Origin of the sequence: Aeromonas sp. 9A (genome assembly GCF_963900955.1) — a bacterium.
Taxonomy (GTDB): domain Bacteria; phylum Pseudomonadota; class Gammaproteobacteria; order Enterobacterales; family Aeromonadaceae; genus Aeromonas; species Aeromonas salmonicida.
Map to the genome: position 1 here is coordinate 3,161,653 of NZ_CAWRFG010000001.1, position 18,446 is coordinate 3,180,098.

Consider the following 18,446-nt stretch of genomic DNA (forward strand, 5'->3'; position numbering starts at 1 on the left):
ACTTATCAAAACTGGGACCACCTCATGAAAATGAATAAATTGACGGCTGCCATCATCATTTCGATGTTATGTGGCATCCTCACTGGTCAAGGCTATCGCGTGTTCGCCCCGGAGCAGGCCGCAGGCTTTGCCGACGATATCACCATACTGACCGACATTTTTTTGCGTCTGATCAAGATGATCATCGCCCCCCTTGTCTTCACCACGCTAGTGGTCGGCATCGCCAAGATGGGCGACACCCGCACCGTCGGTCGCATCGGCGCCAAGACCCTTGGCTGGTTCATGCTAGCCTCCCTGCTCTCCCTGACACTGGGACTGGTGATGGTTACCCTGCTGCAACCGGGCGTGGGCCTCTCTCTCTCCTTGCCGGATGATACCGCAAGCTCAGGTGTGGTCGTCACCGCCATCTCCCTCAAGGACTTTGTCACCCACGCCATACCGAAAAGCGTGGTAGAGGCCATGGCCACCAACGAGATCCTGCAGATAGTGGTGTTCTCCCTCTTCTTTGGACTGGCCTCCGCCGCCTTGGGCGATACCGCCAAGCCGGTGGTCAAGCTGATGGCCAGCGGCGCCGAGATCATGTTGAAAGTAACCGGCTACGTGATGAATTTTGCGCCGTTCGCGGTATTTGGTGCCATCGCAGCCATGGTCGCCAAGGAAGGTCTGAGCATTCTGGCCACCTACGGCACCTTCATGGCGCAATTCTATCTGGCGCTGGGTTGCCTCTGGCTGCTGCTGATTGCCATGGGCAGTCTGTTTATCCGCCGCCGCATCCTGACCCTGCTGGCCATGATCCGCGAACCCATACTGCTCGCCTTCTCCACCGCCAGCTCCGAAGCTGCCTACCCCAAAACCCTGGATCGATTGGAGAAGTTTGGTTGTGACAAGCGCATCGCCAGCTTCGTGCTGCCCATGGGCTACTCCTTCAACCTGGACGGCTCCATGATGTACTGCACCTTCGCGGTCATGTTCATCGCCCAGGCCTATGGCATAGAGCTCTCCCTGGCTCAGCAGATCACCATGCTACTGCTGTTGATGGTCACCTCCAAGGGAATGGCCGGTGTGCCACGCGCCTCTCTGGTGGTCATCGCTGCCACTCTCAACCAGTTCCACATCCCGGAGGCAGGCATTCTGCTGCTGCTGGGGATCGACCATTTCCTCGACATGGGCCGCTCCGCCACCAACGTGCTGGGCAATGCCATCGCCGCCAGCGTGGTGGCCAAGACCGAAGACAGCCTGGGGGAAACCGAACCTCTGGGTGAGGTCGATACCGCCAAGGCGTGATCCTCCGCTCCCCCCCGAAAAGCAGAACGGCCCGCTGATGCGGGCCGTTTTTTATCTGCGTTTTTTCAGTGTGTCCCGCGGCTCAGCACCAGCGACGAACCCGCCGGCAGTACTCTGCATACGCCTCACCGAAGCGAGCCTGCAGGGCCCGCTCTTCCGGCACGATTTGAAAGCGATTCAACCAGCCCCACAGCACCAAGGGCCCGATCCAGACCCCCATGCCCTCCAGATAGCAGGCCAGCGCCATTGTCCAGCAGAGCAGCCCCAGGTACATGGGATTGCGGCTGAGCCGATAAAGCCCTGTGGTCACTAGCACGCTGGCCTGCGACGGCCGGGTTGGGCTGACGGTGGTGCCATGCTGGCGAAAGCGCAGCACGCCGCCAAAACCGAATACACTGCCGACCACCGTCAGCAACAGGGCCAGCTCTGTCCACCCCTCCCCGCTACCGCCCCCCAACACCATGGCCAGCACCACTATGCCAAACAGCAGGACAGGCGGCACACGACACTCCAGATCTCTCATCTACTGGCTCCCATGAGACGTGCCACAATCGACACCTTGCGATACACTTCCCACGGGAATAATGCCGCAGGAAATTGACAAAGTTCATAACAATAACAATGCCTTGGCTACACTCTATCCCATCTGCATGACAAAGACCGTCATAAGGTCGTCATGCACCTCAACGCCAACAATAAAAAAGGAATCACCCCATGCACAAGAAGACACTGCTGGCCACCTTGATCCTGGGCCTGCTGGCCGGTCAAGCCGTCGCAGCCCCCTATCTGCCGCAGGCGAGCGATCATCGCAACGGCGAAGTACAAACCGCCAGCAACGCCTGGCTGGAAGTAGACCTGACCGCGTTTGAACAGAACCTGCAGACTCTCAAGACCCGCCTCGGAGACAAGGGCCCGCAGATCTGCGCCATCATGAAGGCGGATGCCTACGGTCACGGCATCGATCTGCTGGTTCCCTCCGTCATCAAGGCCGAGATCCCCTGTATCGGCATCGCCAGCAACGAAGAGGCCCGCGTCGCTCGCGAGAAGGGCTTTACCGGTCGCCTGATGCGGGTGCGCGCCGCCACTCCTGTCGAAGTGGAACAGGCCCTGCCCTACAAGCTGGAAGAGCTGGTTGGCAGCCTGGTGAGTGCTCAGGGGATCTCCGACATCGCCCTGCGCCACAATACCCGGATCCCGGTGCATATTGGCCTCAACTCCGCCGGCATGAGCCGCAACGGCCTAGACCTGCGTCTGGCCGATTCCAAGCAAGATGCGCTGGCCATGCTCAAACTCAAGGGGATCACCCCGGTCGGCATCATGACCCACTTCCCGGTGGAGGAGAAAGAGGACGTCAAGATGGGGCTGGCCCAGTTCAAGCTGGACTCCCAGTGGCTGATCGAGGCGGGCAAGCTGGATCGCAGCAAGCTCACCATCCACGCGGCCAACTCCTTCGCCACCCTGGAAGTGCCGGAAGCCTACTTTGACATGGTGCGCCCGGGCGGCCTCATCTACGGCGACTCCATCCCCTCCTACACCGAATACAAGCGGGTGATGGCATTCAAGACCCAGGTGGCGTCGGTCAACCACTATCCGGCAGGCAACTCCGTCGGCTATGACCGCACCTTTACCCTCAAGCGTGACTCCCTGCTCGCCAACCTGCCGCTCGGTTACTCCGACGGCTATCGCCGTGCGCTCAGCAACAAGGCCTATGTACTGATCCAGGGTCAGAAGGTACCTGTGGTGGGCAAGACCTCCATGAACACCATCATGGTGGACGTGACCGATCTCAAAGGGGTGAAACCCGGTGATGAAGTGGTGCTGTTTGGCCGTCAGGGTGAGGCCGAAGTGAAACAGGCCGATCTCGAGGAGTACAACGGTGCCCTACTGGCGGACATGTACACCATCTGGGGCTACACCAACCCCAAGAAGATCAAACGCTAAGATGTGACAATCTCACCAGCAAAGAGGGCTCCCGCGGGAGCCCTCTTCATATTCACTGTTCTGCGTTGACCGACTGCTGGCTGCGAGTAGTCCAGAGGCTCAGCCCCATGGAGATCAGCAGGATCAAGCTCACGACCCCAAGGGCAATGCCGGTCGGTATCTTGAAGATATCCAGCAGCAGCATCTTGACCCCGATAAACATCAGGATCAGCGCCAGACCGTATTTCAGCAGGGCGAAACGCTCGGCCACACCGGCCAGCAGGAAGTACATGGCGCGCAGGCCCATGATGGCGAAGATGTTGGAGGTCAGCACGATGAAGGGATCCGTGGTCACCGCGAAGATGGCCGGGATACTGTCCACCGCGAAGATGAGATCGCTCACCTCCACCAGCACCAGAATGAGCAGCAGCGGCGTCGCATACCGCACACCGTCACGCCAGACGAAGAACTTCTCCCCCTCCAGGGTCTCGGTCACCTTGAAGCGACGGCGCATCCAGCCCAGCAGCGGGTTGTTGGCGAGGTCTGGCTCCTTGTCGGCTGCCCACAGCATCTTGACCCCGGTCAGCAACAAGAAAACCCCGAACAGATACAAGATCCAGTGAAACTCCTCGATGAGCCAGCTGCCCGCGAACACCATGCCTGCCCGCATGACGATGGCACCCAGTACCCCGTAGAGCAGCACACGGCGCTGCAACTCGGCCGGGATGGCGAAGTACCCGAACAGCATCAGCCAGACGAAGACGTTGTCCACCGCCAGCGCCTTCTCGAGGAGGTAGCCGGTGAGAAACGCCAGCCCCTTCTGGTTGGCGATTTCGCGGCCTGCGCTGTGATCCAGCCAGAGCCAGATTGCCAGGTTGAAGAGCAGCGCCACGCTGACCCAGACCAGAGACCAGATGCCCGCCTCTTTGAGGGATACCTTGTGCGCCTTGCCACCACCGACAAAGCGTATATCTATCCATAACAGGACCAGCACTATGCTGAAGAAACCGATCCACATCCACCATTCACCCATGTTCATCTCTCCCAAAAACGACAAAACCCACGACCGAGAGGCGTGGGTTTGCGTTTGGAGCAGATACACCTTGCCTCTCGGCAAGGTCTCACTTACAGCTGACTTGCATCAACTGCCCGGCTGCCGGGTGCACTGCAGGAAATGGGTGCACCGTAATGACGACAAACCAGCGAGAAGTTACTCCCCTTGTTGAAGCGGATAGTAACAGCAGCAAAAGAGAACACCAAGATGCATCTTGTCCAAATGCAAAATGAATCGGGGCGCCACCTGGGCGCCCCGTATCGGATGCTCACACTCAGAGCGGATCGGCCTTGAGGCAGGAGACGGCGTGGTCGAAATTGCCCTCCAGCTGGGGCCGGGTCTTGGCACACTCGGGACCCGCCACCGGGCAGCGGGTACGGAACACGCAGCCGGACGGCGGATTCATGGGGGATGGCAAGTCCCCTTCCAGGATCTGGATGACCTTGCTGCGCTCCAGATCCGGATCCGGAATGGGCACGGCCGACATCAGCGCCTTGGTGTAGGGATGCAGGGGGTTCGCGAAGATCTCCTTGCGCGTACCCAACTCCACCGCATTGCCCAGATACATCACCAGCACCCGATCCGAGATGTGCTTGACCACGGACAAGTCGTGGGCGATGAAGATGAGCGACAACCCCATCTCCTTCTGGATTGCCTTGAGCAGGTTCACCACCTGAGCCTGGATGGAGACATCCAGCGCCGACACCGGCTCGTCACAGATGATCATCTTGGGTTCCAGGATCAGCGCCCGGGCGATGCCGATACGCTGGCACTGACCGCCGGAAAACTCGTGGGGATAGCGGTTCACCAGGTTGGGCAGCAGACCCACCTTGCTCATCATGGCGCGCACCTTCTCCTTCACCTGCTCTTTGGAGAGGTTGGGATAGAAGGTGATGAGCGGCTCGGCGATGATGTCGCCGATGGTCATGCGCGGGTTCAGGGAGGCCAGCGGATCCTGGAAGATCATCTGGATCTCTTTGCGCTTCTCCCGCAACGCCTTCTGGTCAAGCTTGGTCAGATCGTTGCCCAGCCACACCACCTTGCCGTCGGTAGCCGGCACCAAGCCTATCAGGGCACGGGCAAACGTAGACTTGCCACAGCCGGACTCCCCGACTACGCCAAGGGTTTCCCCTTCATACAGGCGCAGGGTTACCCCATCTACCGCCTTCAACGCCGAGGGCTTGGCCCAAGGCCAGGCCTTGTCACTCTTGATGCTGAAGTGGACCTTGAGGTCGGACACTTCCAGCAGCAGTTTCTTGTCAGTACCCATTTAATTCGCCCCCTTGATCATGGCATCCAATGCCCAACGACATGTCCGCTCACGCCTGTCGTTAAACGGCGTCAGGATCATGGAGGATGGCTGGCCGCATATAACAGCATTCATACGCTCACCTCCTTGGCGTTGATGGCATCCGATACCCAATGACATGCCCGCTCACGCCCGTCGTTGAACGGCGTCAGAACAGGTGACTGCTGGCCGCAAATCTCGCTCACCCTGTGGCAGCGCTCCTGGAAGGGGCAGCCGGTGGGCAGACGCAGCAGGTTGGGCGGATTGCCCGGTATGGTAGGCAGCTCTTCCCCTTCGGTGTCGAGGCGGGGAATGGCGCGCAGCAAGCCTTCGGTATAGGGATGGCTCGGGCGATAGAAGATGTCATTCACCCGGCCGTACTCCATGGTTCGACCGGCGTACATCACCAGCACCTTGTCACAGATACCCGCTACTACGCCCAAGTCGTGGGTGATCATGATGATGGAGGTGTTGAACTCGCGCTTGAGCTCGTTCATCAAGGTCATGATTTGGGCCTGCACCGTCACGTCCAGCGCCGTGGTCGGCTCATCGGCGATGAGCAGCTGAGGCCGGCAGAGAAGGGCCATGGCGATCATCACCCGTTGGCGCATGCCACCGGAAAACTCGTGGGGGTACATGTTCATCCGCTTGCGCGACTCGGGGATCTTCACCGCATCCAGCATGCGCACCGACTCTTCGAACGCCTCGGCCTTGCTCACTCCCTTGTGCAGCATCAGCACTTCCATCAGCTGATCCTTCACCTTCATGTAGGGATTGAGCGAGGTCATGGGGTCCTGGAAGATCATGGCGATCTTCTCGGAGCGGATCTTGTTGAGCTTGTGCTCCGGCAGGTTGAGGATCTCGTCACCCTGAAACTTGGCCGACCCCGTTATGATGCCGTTCTTGGCCAGCAGCCCCATGATGGCAAATGCCGTCTGTGATTTGCCTGAGCCTGACTCGCCGACGATCCCCAGGGTTTCACCTGCGGCGAGAGAGAAGTTGAGGTCGTTGACCGCCACCACATTGCCATCCGGAGTCTTGAACTCGACCCGCAGATCTTTTACATCCAGTAATTTCATAAAAACTCCTTATCGATCTTTGGCCGCTCTTGTTATCGATCCTTCGGATCGAGTGCGTCACGCAGACCATCCCCGAGGAAATTGAAGCAAAACAGGGTCACCACCATGAAACCGGCAGGGAACAAGAGTTGCCAGATGGCTACTTCCATCGACTTGGAGCCTTCATCCAGCAGGGCACCCCAGCTGGTCATGGGTTCCTGGACGCCGAGGCCCAGAAAACTCAGGAAGGATTCAAACATGATCATGCCCGGCACCAGCAAGGTGGCGTAGACGGCCACGATACCAAGCACGTTCGGCACTATGTGACGGGTGATGATCTTCCACTTGGAGACGCCACAGACGTGAGCCGCCTCGATAAACTCCTTGCTCTTGAGACTCAGGGTCTGGCCTCGCACGATCCGCGCCATATCGAGCCAGCTCACCGCACCGATGGCGATGAAGATGAGCGCCAGATTGCGGCCGAAGAAGGTCACCAGCATGATCACGAAGAACATGAAGGGGAAGGCGTTGAGGATCTCGAGCACGCGCATCATCAGGCTGTCGACCCGCCCGCCGATAAAACCGGACGCCGCGCCATACAAGGTGCCGATGACCACGGCCACCATGGCCCCCATGATGCCGACCATCAGCGAGATGCGGCCACCCAAGAGGGTGCGCACGAACAGATCACGCCCCAGACTGTCGGTGCCGAACCAGTGACCGGTTTCCATATCAGGCGCGGCCTGCATGGCGCCCCAATCCGGATCGTCAAAGGTGTATTGGGACAGATGGGGACCGACGATCACCGCCAGACCGATAATGGTCAGTATGATGAGGCTGGTCAGCGCCGCCCTGTTACGCAGGAAACGGCGACGGGCATCCTTCCACAGGGAGCGTCCCTCCACCACTTCCACTTGCTGTGCGAACGCCTCGACGGCCTCGCGTTTTTCAGTTGTGACAACCATGATGAACTCCCGACTTAGTAACGGATCTTGGGATCGATAAAGGCATAGAGAATATCGACCACGGCGTTAAAGGTAATGGTGAGGGCGCCGACCAGAATGGTCAGGCCAAGCACCATGGAGTAATCACGGTTGAGGGCACCGTTGACAAACAACTGACCAATTCCAGGCAAACCGAAAATAGTCTCTATCACCACTGAACCCGTGATGATGCCCACAAATGCAGGTCCCAGATAGGAGACTACCGGCAGCATGGCCGGACGCAGCGCGTGTTTCAGTATGATGTGACGCAGCGGCAAGCCCTTGGCACGGGCGGTACGGATGAAGTTGGAGTTCATGGTCTCGATCATGCTGCCACGCATGATGCGCGAGATGGCGGAGATGTAGTACATCATCATGCCAAATACCGGCAGTACCATGAATTGCACCCCGCCCCCCTGCCAGCCACCGGCCGGGAACCAGCCCAGATAGATACTGAAGAAGAGCACCAGCAAGGGTGCCAGCACAAAGCCCGGGATCACCACGCCAGCCATGGCCGACGACATCAAGAGATAGTCGATGAGGGTGTTCTGTTTCAAGGCTGCAATGGTGCCAAAGGTCACCCCCAGCAAGACGGCAAAGACGAAGGCCGCGCTCCCGATCTTGGCGGAAACAGGCAGCGCCTGACTCACCAAATCATTGACGCTGAAGTCCTTGTACTTGAAAGAGGGGCCCAGATCCCCCTGTACCAGGTTGCCCAAGTAGGTGAGGTATTGAACGCCGATGGGCTTGTCCAAGCCGTACTTGGCCTCGATGTTGGCCAACACTTCCGGCGGCAGGGCACGTTCGCTGGTAAAGGGGTTACCCGGCGCGAAACGCATCATGAAGAAAGAGACGGTGATCAAGACCAGCAGAGTCGGGATCGCTTCCAATAGACGTTTAAAAATGAATTTCAACATAGACAATTCCTGTCCTGTACTGCTTCCAAAGGGTCGCGGTTTTAATACTAAGGCCCGCCGTCTGGCGGGCCTGCTTGTTATGCGACTTGTTATTTTACTCAGTGAGCAACGATGTACATGTCTTTGCTGTAGAGGTTGTCCAGCGGGTTGGCCGGGTAGCCGCCCACATAGGACTTGACCATGCGGGGCTGAACATATTGATAGATAGGGATAATTGGCATGTCCTTGGCCAGGATCTCTTCGCCCTGGACATAGAGCTTGTTGCGCGCATCCGCATCAACCTGATCGCGTGACTCGTCCATCAACTTGTCAAACGCAGCATTGGAGTACTTGCCATCGTTGTTACCGTGAGTGGTCTGCATCAGATCCAGCATGGACGAGGCTTCATTGTAGTCAGCGCTCCAGCCAGCACGACTCACGTCAAACTGGCCCTGCTTCTTGGTCTCCAGGTAGGTTTTCCACTCTTGGTTCACCAGACTCACCTCTGTCCCCAGCTTCTTCCACATGGAGGCGACGGCGACCGCCACCTTCTTGTGGTTGTCGTCTGTGTTGTAGAGCAGCTCGAACTTCAGCGGCTTGCTGGCATCAAAACCGGCCTCTTTCAGTAGGGCCTTCGCCTTGGCGTCACGCTCCGCCTGGGTCAGCTTGGACCACTCGGGGGCAACCGGTTTGAAACCATCGACATAGTCAGGAGTGAGACCATAAGCAGGTGTTTGACCTTGTCCCATCACCTTGTCGGCAATGACATCGCGATCAACGGCATAAGCTAACGCGGTACGCACCCGAACATCGTCAAACGGCTTTTTCTGAGTATTGAACTGGTAGTAATAGGTCGAAACCAACCCCTCCACTTTCAAGTCCGCCGGATAGTCTTTTTTCAATTGCTTAAAGCGCTCGATAGGCACGTTCCATGTCATATCGATCTCGCCAGCCAAGAAGCGGTTCAACTCAGCGTTGGTAGACTGGATCGGCAAATAGGTCACCTTGTTGATGACGGTCTTGCCATCATTCCAGTAGTGCTTGTTGCGCTCCAGCTCGATCCGCTCGTTGACCACCCAGTTCTTCAGTACATAGGCACCGTTGGATACCATATTTTCTGGCTGGGTCCACTTGTCACCAAACTTCTCAATCACCTTCTTCGGGACTGGGTAGGTGGTGGTGTGGGAGAGCATGGTAACGAAATAGGGGATCGCTTTCTCCAATTGCACTTCGAGGGTGTAATCGTTGGTAGCCTTCACACCCAGCGTATTGGATGGCTTCTTGCCGGCGATGATCTCGGTGGCGTTGGCAATGGTTGGCATCTCCAGATACCAGGAGTAAGGAGAGGCGGTCTTGGGATCCACCGCACGTTGGAAGGCATAAACAAAGTCGTGGGCAGTAACCGGTTCACCATTGGACCATTTCGCATCTTTGCGCAGGTGGAATACGAAGTGTTTGTTGTCCTTGGTTTCCCAGGACTCGGCCATGGCAGGGACAACTTCACCCTTGGGACCTGAGGTCACGAGACCTTCAAACAAGTCACGTAAAATCGCTGACTCTGGGGTACCTTCCACTTTTTGTGGATCCAAGGTTGCCGGCTCCGAGCCATTGCCTTTTACCAGTTGCTGGACTTCAGCCAGCTTGGTTCCCGCCGGGACATCGGCAGCCTGAGCCACGTTGACGCCACCAAACAGGGCAGCCATCAGCAGTGTGTTAATCATTGTTTTTTTATGAGTCATTTCCCTACTCCAACAAGAACATTCCATGCATTTGTCCATCAACGAGATAAGTACCCCGCTGCCAGCATAATTCCCTGACAATTCTAATAATGCAATAGATATCATCAGGCTAGGCTGGGAACAATGGTTAAAAAAACAGCTTTTAGCCAATTATTCAGCATTTAAATATCGCGCCACGGACGTTTTTTATACAAACCCGCTCGATTCTAGGAAATGACTAACAAAAAAGAAACAATAAAAAGCCGGTCACGAGGACCGGCTCCGACAAAACAGACCTGAATCACATCAATCCGGGGAAGACTCCCTTGATCCCTGCCACCATGATCTCGATGCCCAGTGACATCATGATAAGGCCCATGATCCGGGTAACCACGTTGATGCCGGTGTTGCCCATCAGCTTGAACAGCAAGGGGGCGGCGCGGAAGATGAGCCAGGAGCAGAATGCAAACACCATGACCACCAGCGACATGCCCAGCATCTGGGACCAGGTGCTCTGGCTGGCGTAGACAATAGAAGAAGAGATGGCACCCGGACCCGCCATCAACGGCAGTGCCAAGGGCACCACTGCGACAGATTCGCGCGCGGCCAGCTCACCCTTCTCCTGTTTGTTATGCTTCACTTCCCCCAGCTTGCCCTGCAGCATGGACCAGGCGATCAGGGTAATCAGGGATCCACCGGCGATGCGAAACGATGCCAGCGAGATGCCAAAGCCATCGAGGATCAACTGCCCCATGTACATGGAGACCAGCAAGATAATCATCACGGCAATGTTGGCAGTGGTGTTGGTCTTCATCCGCTCTTCCGGCGTTTGATGGCCGGTCAGACTGACAAACACCGGCAACAACCCCAACGGGTTGATGATCGCGAACAAACCGATGAAAAACTTCAGATATAAAGAGACGTCAATCGCTGCCATAGGCGCCATCCAGAAGTAAGCAAGGCCACGGGGATCCCCCCGATAAATCGTGCGTAAATTTACACCATGCCAATGCCCTTCACCAATCAAATAATCTCACCCTTTCCGTGGCTTTTCAGTTAGTTCCTCTAATGCATGGCCAAAATTCAACACATTGATTTGTTAATAAAGATTGTCGCCATTTAACACTCTGGTAAAATCACGTCGAGCTTTATGCGGCCATGGAGTTTTGGCGCAAGATTTCATCTCAGCAAACAAGGATTTTGTAATGATTGATACGGACATCAAGTTGAAATGGCACCTGGATGCGCTGCCGGCAGGCACGGTCGACCCCCTGCTCGGCTTTTTTGATCGACTGCCGGTCGATCCCTATATTCAGGGCACCTTTCGGGAACGCCGCTATGGCCGTGTCGAGAAAGAGGGGTCACGCTTCTTCCCCCTCGACAACGGCGTCTTCTTTCAGGCCGCCGCCATCAACAAGTTCCTCGGGGATGTGCCCAGAACCTATGCCGAGCTGGATCCCGCTTTTGTCGCCCATCCCGCCTTTGGGCAGATGCTGACCCGCTTTGCCCGTCATGTTCGACTCGCGGATGGCAAGGCGATCGGCATTCACCAGATGCGAATCACCACGGCCCAGGGCGAGAGCGTGCCTCCCGCACCGGAAGGCGTCCATCAGGATGGCTTCGACTTTATCGGCGTGTTCTTTTGTGGCAGCGAAGGGGTCAGTGGCGGCGCGCTTCAGCTTTATCATGGATTAAAAGAACAACCATTTTTCCAACAAGAGTTACATCCAGGAGAATATCTGGTCCTGGATGATCGCCGTTTCTATCACAATGCAGCCCCTGTACTGCCCCTGACCCCGACCCGTGGACACTGGGATGTGATCGTGCTAACTGCTTGAAAAATAGTGCGTGACACTCTGTTCACCCATGATTCATCCCGCTTTTGTTTCACTCTACATCCTAGTAACATCCGGAAAACATGTATTGTGAAACAAAATTTCTTTTGTTCTTTTGTTACACATGATCCAGATCAAATTTTTCTGAGTCAGACCCGCTCTATAATCGGCTCAGAAAGCAATTTAGTAAGGCATGTAAATACCCCCTTATAGTGATTCTCGCCTTGACAGGGCGACTATAATTGCCGGGCATTGCCAAACTCTTACTAAACAGTTTTCAAATCATCAGGAGATAAACATGGCAGTAACCAATTTGGCTGAACTGGATGCACTGGTCGCCCGCGTCAAAGAAGCCCAGCGTGAATTCGCCAGCTTCTCGCAAGAGCAGGTAGACAAGGTTTTCCGTGCCGCCGCCCTGGCCGCCAGCAATGCCCGTATCCCCCTGGCCCAGATGGCCGTGGCAGAATCCGGTATGGGTATCATCGAAGACAAGGTTATCAAGAACCACTTCGCCTCCGAATACATCTACAACGCCTATAAAGACGAGAAGACCTGCGGCATCCTGAGCCAGGATGACGAGATGGGCACCATGATCATCGCCGAGCCGGTAGGTATCATCTGCGGTATCGTTCCGACCACCAACCCGACCGCTACCGCGATCTTCAAATCTTTGATTTCCCTGAAGACTCGTAACGCCATCATCTTCTCCCCGCACCCCCGCGCCAAGAACTCCACCAATACCGCTGCCAAGCTGGTACTGGACGCAGCCGTTGCCGCCGGTGCACCGAAAGACATCATCGGCTGGATCGATCAACCGTCCGTTGAGCTGTCCAACGCACTGATGAAGCACAACGACATCAACCTGATCCTGGCCACCGGTGGCCCGGGCATGGTGAAAGCCGCTTACTCTTCAGGCAAGCCTGCCATTGGTGTAGGTGCCGGTAATGTGCCAATCGTCATCGACGAAACCGCCGATGTAAAACGTGCCGTCGCCTCTATCCTGATGTCCAAAACCTTCGACAACGGTGTGGTCTGTGCTTCCGAGCAAGCCGTCATCGTCGTTGACTCCATCTACAACCAGGTAAAAGAGCGTTTCTCCAACCACGATGGCTACATCCTGTCCAAAGATGAAGCTGACAAGGTACGTAAGGTGCTGCTGATCAACGGCGCGCTGAACGCAGATATCGTCGGTCAGCCGGCCACCAAGATCGCCGCCATGGCCGGTGTGACTGTGCCTGCCACCACCAAGATCCTCATCGGTGAAGGCCTGGAATTGTGTGCTGAAGATGAGTTCGCTCATGAGAAGCTCTCCCCGACCCTGGGCATGTTCCGCGCCAAGAATTTCGAAGACGCTGTCGAGATGGCCTGCACCATGGTCAACATCGGTGGTATCGGCCACACCTCAGGTCTGTACACCGACCAGGATCGCAACCAGGACCGTATCAGATACTTCGGCGACAAGATGAAGACCGCCCGTATCCTGATCAACACCCCCTCCACCCAGGGTGGTATCGGTGACCTGTACAACTTCGCTCTTGCTCCTTCCCTGACCCTGGGTTGCGGCTCCTGGAGTGGTAACTCCATCTCCGAGAACGTCGGTCCCAAGCACCTGATCAACAAGAAGACAGTCGCAAAACGGGCAGAAAATATGCTGTGGCACAAACTTCCGAAATCCATCTACTTCCGTCGTGGTTCCCTGCCGATCGCCTTGGGCGACCTGGAAGGCAAGAAGCGCGCCATGGTGGTAACTGACCGTTTCCTGTTCAACAACGGTTATGCCGATGACGTGGTTCGTCTGCTCAAGAAGCTGAACATGGAAGTGGAAGTATTCTACGAAGTAGAAGCTGACCCGACCCTGTCCATCGTCCGCAAGGGCGCCGAGATGGCCAACTCCTTCAAGCCGGACGTTATCCTGGCGCTGGGTGGTGGTTCACCCATGGATGCGGCCAAGATCATGTGGGTCATGTATGAGCACCCGGATACCGCGTTCGAAGACCTGGCCATGCGCTTCATGGACATCCGCAAGCGTATCTACAAGTTCCCGAAAATGGGCGTGAAGGCCGAACTGGTCTGTATCACCACCACGTCCGGTACCGGTTCTGAAGTCACCCCGTTTGCGGTCGTGACCGACGACGCCACCGGCATGAAGTACCCGCTGGCCGACTACGAGCTGACCCCGAACATGGCCATCGTGGATGCCAACCTGGTCATGAACATGCCCAAGTCCCTGTGCGCCTTCGGTGGTGTGGATGCGGTCACTCACGCAATGGAAGCCTATGTTTCCGTACTGGCCAACGAATACTCCGACGGTCAGGCGCTGCAAGCCCTGAAGCTGCTGAAAGAGTATCTGCCTTCCAGCTACCAGAATGGTGCCAACGACCCGGTTGCTCGCGAGAAGGTGCACAATGCTGCCACCATCGCCGGTATCGCGTTCGCCAACGCCTTCCTGGGTGTCTGCCACTCCATGGCGCACAAGCTGGGTGCCGAGTTCCACATCCCGCACGGCCTGGCCAACGCCCTGTTGATCAGCAACGTCATCCGCTACAACGCGAACGACAACCCGACCAAGCAGACTGCGTTCTCCCAGTACGACCGTCCGCAGGCTCGCCGTCGTTACGCCGAAGTCGCCGACCACCTGGGTCTGACTGCCGCCGGTGACCGCACCGCTGCCAAGATCGAGAAGCTGCTGGCCTGGCTGGACGAGCTGAAAGCCACCCTGGGCATCCCGGCCTCCATCCGCGAAGCTGGCGTCAACGAAGCCGACTTCCTGGCCAAGGTTGACCAGCTGGCGCTGGAAGCATTCGATGACCAGTGCACAGGCGCCAACCCGCGCTACCCGCTGATCACCGAGCTCAAAGCCATCCTGATGGACACCTACTATGGTCGTCCCTTCACCGAGGAAGCTCAGGTAGCGGCCAAGGTAGAAGCCAAGGTTGAGACCAAGGTAGACAGCAAGAAGAAATCCAAGGCCTGATAATCGGACTTGAACTCGAGAGCCCGCGCACATGCGCGGGCTTTTTTGTTTGTCTATCTCTCTAATTTTGCTAGCTTGTTGGTAGGCATTCATGAAATGCGAGTTAGCACATGGCGCTGATACAAGCCTCGATAGAGCAGTTACGGATCGGCCACTACATCCATCTCCCCACGGGATGGACCAGTCACCCTTTTATGTTCAACGCCTTCAAGATCAAGGATCAGCAACAGCTCGACATCATACGTCACCTCGACCTCACCCTTTTGATGGTGGATCCGGACAAGAGCGATCTGCCCATCGAACCCATCTTGCGGGGCGATGTCCCTTCTGCCGGCCCTGATCTGTCGACCATTGACGAGATAGTAGACGCAGGCCCTCCCCCTTTTGATGAGAAAGCCTTCCGCCGCTCCCTGCGCGCCGCAGACAAGGCCTTTGGCCAATCCATGTCCGATCTGCGCGATGCGCTGGGGGCCCTCAACCTCAAGCCTGACGAGGGGCTTGCCAACACGGCGCAGATAGTGCGCAACGCAGCCGCCCGCATCAGTGAACATGAAGGGCCCCTCGGCCTGCACCTCATTCGCAGCCCGCACACTGACATCCTGCTGCAGCACAGCCTGAACGTGGCTTTCATTGCCATGCTGATGGCACGGGAACTCGGCATGAACCCGGTCGAAATCGAGGAGACCGGGCTGGCAGGCCTGATCCATGACATAGGGGAAATGAAGATACCTAGCCAGATCACCCAGAAACGGGGGGATCTCAACAAGTCGGAGCAGAACTTTCTCAACATGCATCCCCAGTACGGACTGGAGATGCTGACACAGTTGCAGGCATTCGAACCCAAGATCCGCCAGGTAGCCCATCTGCACCATGAGCGTCTCGATGGCAGCGGTTATCCTCTTGGCATCAAGGGCGGCGAGATCCCCCCGCTGGCCAGGATAATAGGGCTGGTAGACTACTATGACGAACTGCTGCATCCACGCAACAGCACCACACCGGCGGCACCCAGCCAGGCCATCAGCCTGCTCTACAAGCTGTCACAGAAGAAGTTCGATCAGGATCTCGTCAAGCTGCTGATCAAGGTGTTGGGGGTCTATCCTCCCGGCTCGCTGGTTAAACTCTCGGATGAAAGCATTGCACTGGTGCTTTCTACCGAGCCCACCATGCCCCTCAAACCCAAGATACTGCCCTATATCAAGGCACAACGACCGGAAGGGGTAGCCATGCTGGATTTGCGGGAGGATGAACGGACCATTACCGGTGTGCTGAAGCAGGAAGATCTGGATGAAGGGCAACGGCTGTTTTTTAACCTGACCCGGCGCTTCTGTTACTATTTTGCCTTCTGAGTTATCCCCAAAAGCTGGGGATAACTCATTGGACAAACCTGAATAATTGCCCAATTACCCTCAAAACGGTTCACTGCCGACCCTGGATAAAAAACGCCCAGCCAAGGGGCTGGGCGGAGCATGCCACTTCCATGTGGCGTATCCAGCGGATACATTCATGCTCCACCCAGCAATATCAACCCTTTGGCGATTACACAAATATCAATTTAACATGCTGATTTAATATGGTTTTATTTCACGTTTCTGGCAAACTGCGCCCGTGTTCGGGTCGGGGGCGCCCGCAGAACAAGATCCTGATCACATTTGCACATCCCGGCCGCCTTTTTTGGTATGAACTCTGAGGAACGTTTTTTATGCAGTTGGTCCTCTCTCTGCTTCAACAGATGAGCGTCAGCCTGGTGATCGCCTACCTCTTCTCCAAGAGCCCCCTGTTGCGTCCCCTGGCCAACTATTCCGTAAGACTTCCTCACAAGATACTGATATACATCATTTTTTCTTGTTTTTGCATCCTTGGCACCTATGTGGGACTGGATATTGACGATGCCATCGCCAATACCCGTGCCGTCGGTGCCGTGCTGGGGGGACTGCTGGGGGGGCCGCTGGTGGGATTTTTGGTCGGACTGACCGGGGGTCTGCACCGTTACACCCTGGGGGGATTTACCGACCTCGCCTGCGCCATCTCCACCACCTGCGAGGGACTGCTGGGCGGTCTGGTGCACTGGCGGCTGATGCGCTCGGGGCGTATGAATGCGCTGTTCGAACCCAGGATTGCGTTCTTCACGACATTTGGCGCTGAGATATTGCAGATGGTCATCATACTGCTGGTGGCCACCCCCTTTGACAAATCCCTGCTGCTCGTGCGCACCATAGCCACTCCCATGATCCTGGCCAACTCCTGCGGTGCGGCGTTATTTATCAGCATGATCCGCGATCAGCAGCGGATGTATGAGAAGTTCTCCCGAGTCTTCTCAGCCAAGGCGCTCACCATTGCCAACCGCACCGTCGGCATCATGAGCCAGGGTTTCACCGCTGAGGCAAGCAGCAAGATAGCCCATATCGTAAAAGAGGAGACAGGGGTCGGCGCCGTCGCCATCACGGATACCGACAAGATCCTCGCCTTCATCGGCACGGGGGAAGATCACCACAAACCGGGTACCCCCATTGCCTCCGCCATCACGCTGCAGGCCATTGCCCAAAACAAGGTGCTGTTTGCCGATGGCAACAGCCAGCCCTACCGCTGCAGCCTCTCGCCCCAGTGCCAGCTTGGCTCTGTATTGGTGATACCGTTGCACGGTGATGAGGGGGTGATAGGCACCATCAAGCTCTATGAGCCCAAGAAGCGGCTGTTTCTCAAGATCAACCACACGCTGGGGGAAGGGATAGCCAACCTGCTGTCACAACAGTTGCTGGCCGGTCGGCTGGAGCAGCAGCAGCGCCTGCTGGTGCAATCCGAGCTCAAGCTCATTCAGGCCCAGATCAATCCCCATTTTCTGTTCAATACCCTCAATACCATCAGCGCCATTACCCGGCGCGATCCGGACAAGGCCCGGGAACTGCTGCTGCACCTGTCGCTGTTCTTTCGCAAGAACCTCAAGCGCCAGAGTGGCCTCGCCACCCTGCTGGAAGAGCAGGAGCACTGCCAATCCTATCTGGAGATAGAGCTGGCCCGCTTTGGGGACAGGCTGACCGTCATCAACGAGATCCCGCCTCAGCTTGCCAACCTGAAGTTGCCGAGCTTTACCCTGCAGCCGCTCATCGAGAATGCCATCAAGCACGGCATCTCGACCTTGCTGGAGCAGGGATGCATCCGCCTTTATACCGAAGAGCATCAGGAGAGCGTGACCATCTGCGTGGAGGACAATGCCGGCACCTGGCAGGAGAAACCCGCAGGGGATGGTCTGGGCATGACCATAGTGGATCGGCGCCTCAAGAGCGCGTTTGGCAATCGTTATGGCGTCAGTGTCAGCTGCGAGCCGGAGCGCTGGACCCGCGTCTCCTTCACCCTGCCCAGGGACGCATCCGGATGCTGAACCTCCTGATATTGATGGGGTGCACTCCCTCCCCCCATGGCCACTCACCCATTGTCACTC

Annotated in this window: 14 protein-coding genes; 6 read left to right on the forward strand and 8 right to left on the reverse strand. The window is 56.8% G+C overall.

Annotated elements, in window-relative coordinates:
* Window positions 1–24 precede the first annotated feature (24 nt).
* Window positions 25–1,284 (forward strand): dicarboxylate/amino acid:cation symporter, encoded by a 1,260-nt coding sequence (locus AACX78_RS14645; protein WP_059112229.1) that lies wholly within the window; start codon window positions 25–27, stop codon window positions 1,282–1,284.
* Between the two features lie 82 nt (window positions 1,285–1,366).
* Here the strand turns inward: AACX78_RS14645 and AACX78_RS14650 are convergent, their stop codons facing one another.
* On the reverse strand, window positions 1,367–1,807 hold the full coding sequence (locus AACX78_RS14650; RefSeq protein WP_159166646.1) for a methyltransferase family protein: 441 nt from the start codon (window positions 1,805–1,807) through the stop codon (window positions 1,367–1,369).
* 191 nt (window positions 1,808–1,998) lie between these two features.
* On the opposite strand from AACX78_RS14650, the gene alr reads away from it, so the two are divergent.
* Entirely contained in the window at window positions 1,999–3,225 is a 1,227-nt protein-coding gene (alr, locus tag AACX78_RS14655) for an alanine racemase (RefSeq protein WP_159166647.1), read from the forward strand.
* A gap of 52 nt (window positions 3,226–3,277) precedes the next feature.
* On the opposite strand, the gene AACX78_RS14660 is transcribed toward alr, so the two are convergent.
* From AACX78_RS14660 to AACX78_RS14690, 7 genes are all read right to left on the reverse strand, one after another.
* On the reverse strand, window positions 3,278–4,237 hold the full coding sequence (locus tag AACX78_RS14660; protein ID WP_159166648.1) for a TerC family protein: 960 nt from the start codon (window positions 4,235–4,237) through the stop codon (window positions 3,278–3,280).
* A gap of 295 nt (window positions 4,238–4,532) precedes the next feature.
* Window positions 4,533–5,528 carry a murein tripeptide/oligopeptide ABC transporter ATP binding protein OppF gene (oppF, locus tag AACX78_RS14665; protein ID WP_058395427.1) on the reverse strand — a complete coding sequence of 332 codons (996 nt, stop codon included), beginning with the start codon at window positions 5,526–5,528 and terminating at the stop codon, window positions 4,533–4,535.
* A gap of 110 nt (window positions 5,529–5,638) precedes the next feature.
* Window positions 5,639–6,625 (reverse strand): ABC transporter ATP-binding protein, encoded by a 987-nt coding sequence (locus tag AACX78_RS14670; RefSeq protein ID WP_042869676.1) that lies wholly within the window; start codon window positions 6,623–6,625, stop codon window positions 5,639–5,641.
* Window positions 6,626–6,657: 32 nt separating this feature from the next.
* Window positions 6,658–7,569: an oligopeptide ABC transporter permease OppC gene (gene oppC, locus AACX78_RS14675; protein WP_021139964.1), complete on the reverse strand. Its 912-nt coding sequence runs from the start codon at window positions 7,567–7,569 to the stop codon at window positions 6,658–6,660.
* Window positions 7,570–7,583: 14 nt separating this feature from the next.
* Complete coding sequence (gene oppB, locus AACX78_RS14680; RefSeq protein ID WP_021139963.1) at window positions 7,584–8,504, reverse strand: oligopeptide ABC transporter permease OppB; 921 nt, start codon at window positions 8,502–8,504, stop codon at window positions 7,584–7,586.
* Window positions 8,505–8,602: 98 nt separating this feature from the next.
* Complete coding sequence (locus tag AACX78_RS14685; protein WP_159166649.1) at window positions 8,603–10,222, reverse strand: ABC transporter substrate-binding protein; 1,620 nt, start codon at window positions 10,220–10,222, stop codon at window positions 8,603–8,605.
* A 280-nt stretch (window positions 10,223–10,502) separates the two neighbouring features.
* The gene (locus AACX78_RS14690; RefSeq protein ID WP_005314822.1) at window positions 10,503–11,138 is read right to left on the reverse strand and encodes a YchE family NAAT transporter; all 636 of its coding nucleotides are present in this window, start codon (window positions 11,136–11,138) and stop codon (window positions 10,503–10,505) included.
* A 268-nt stretch (window positions 11,139–11,406) separates the two neighbouring features.
* On the opposite strand from AACX78_RS14690, the gene AACX78_RS14695 reads away from it, so the two are divergent.
* The 4 genes from AACX78_RS14695 to AACX78_RS14710 all read left to right on the forward strand — a co-directional run bounded on the left by AACX78_RS14695 (window position 11,407) and on the right by AACX78_RS14710 (window position 18,386).
* Entirely contained in the window at window positions 11,407–12,039 is a 633-nt protein-coding gene (locus AACX78_RS14695) for a 2OG-Fe dioxygenase family protein (protein ID WP_169045921.1), read from the forward strand.
* 295 nt (window positions 12,040–12,334) lie between these two features.
* On the forward strand, window positions 12,335–15,010 hold the full coding sequence (gene adhE, locus AACX78_RS14700) for a bifunctional acetaldehyde-CoA/alcohol dehydrogenase (protein WP_058395430.1): 2,676 nt from the start codon (window positions 12,335–12,337) through the stop codon (window positions 15,008–15,010).
* Window positions 15,011–15,120: 110 nt separating this feature from the next.
* The gene (locus AACX78_RS14705; RefSeq protein WP_159166651.1) at window positions 15,121–16,356 is read left to right on the forward strand and encodes an HD-GYP domain-containing protein; all 1,236 of its coding nucleotides are present in this window, start codon (window positions 15,121–15,123) and stop codon (window positions 16,354–16,356) included.
* Window positions 16,357–16,709: 353 nt separating this feature from the next.
* Window positions 16,710–18,386, forward strand: coding sequence for a sensor histidine kinase (locus tag AACX78_RS14710; protein WP_159166652.1), 1,677 nt, complete (start codon window positions 16,710–16,712; stop codon window positions 18,384–18,386).
* Window positions 18,387–18,446: the final 60 nt, after the last annotated feature.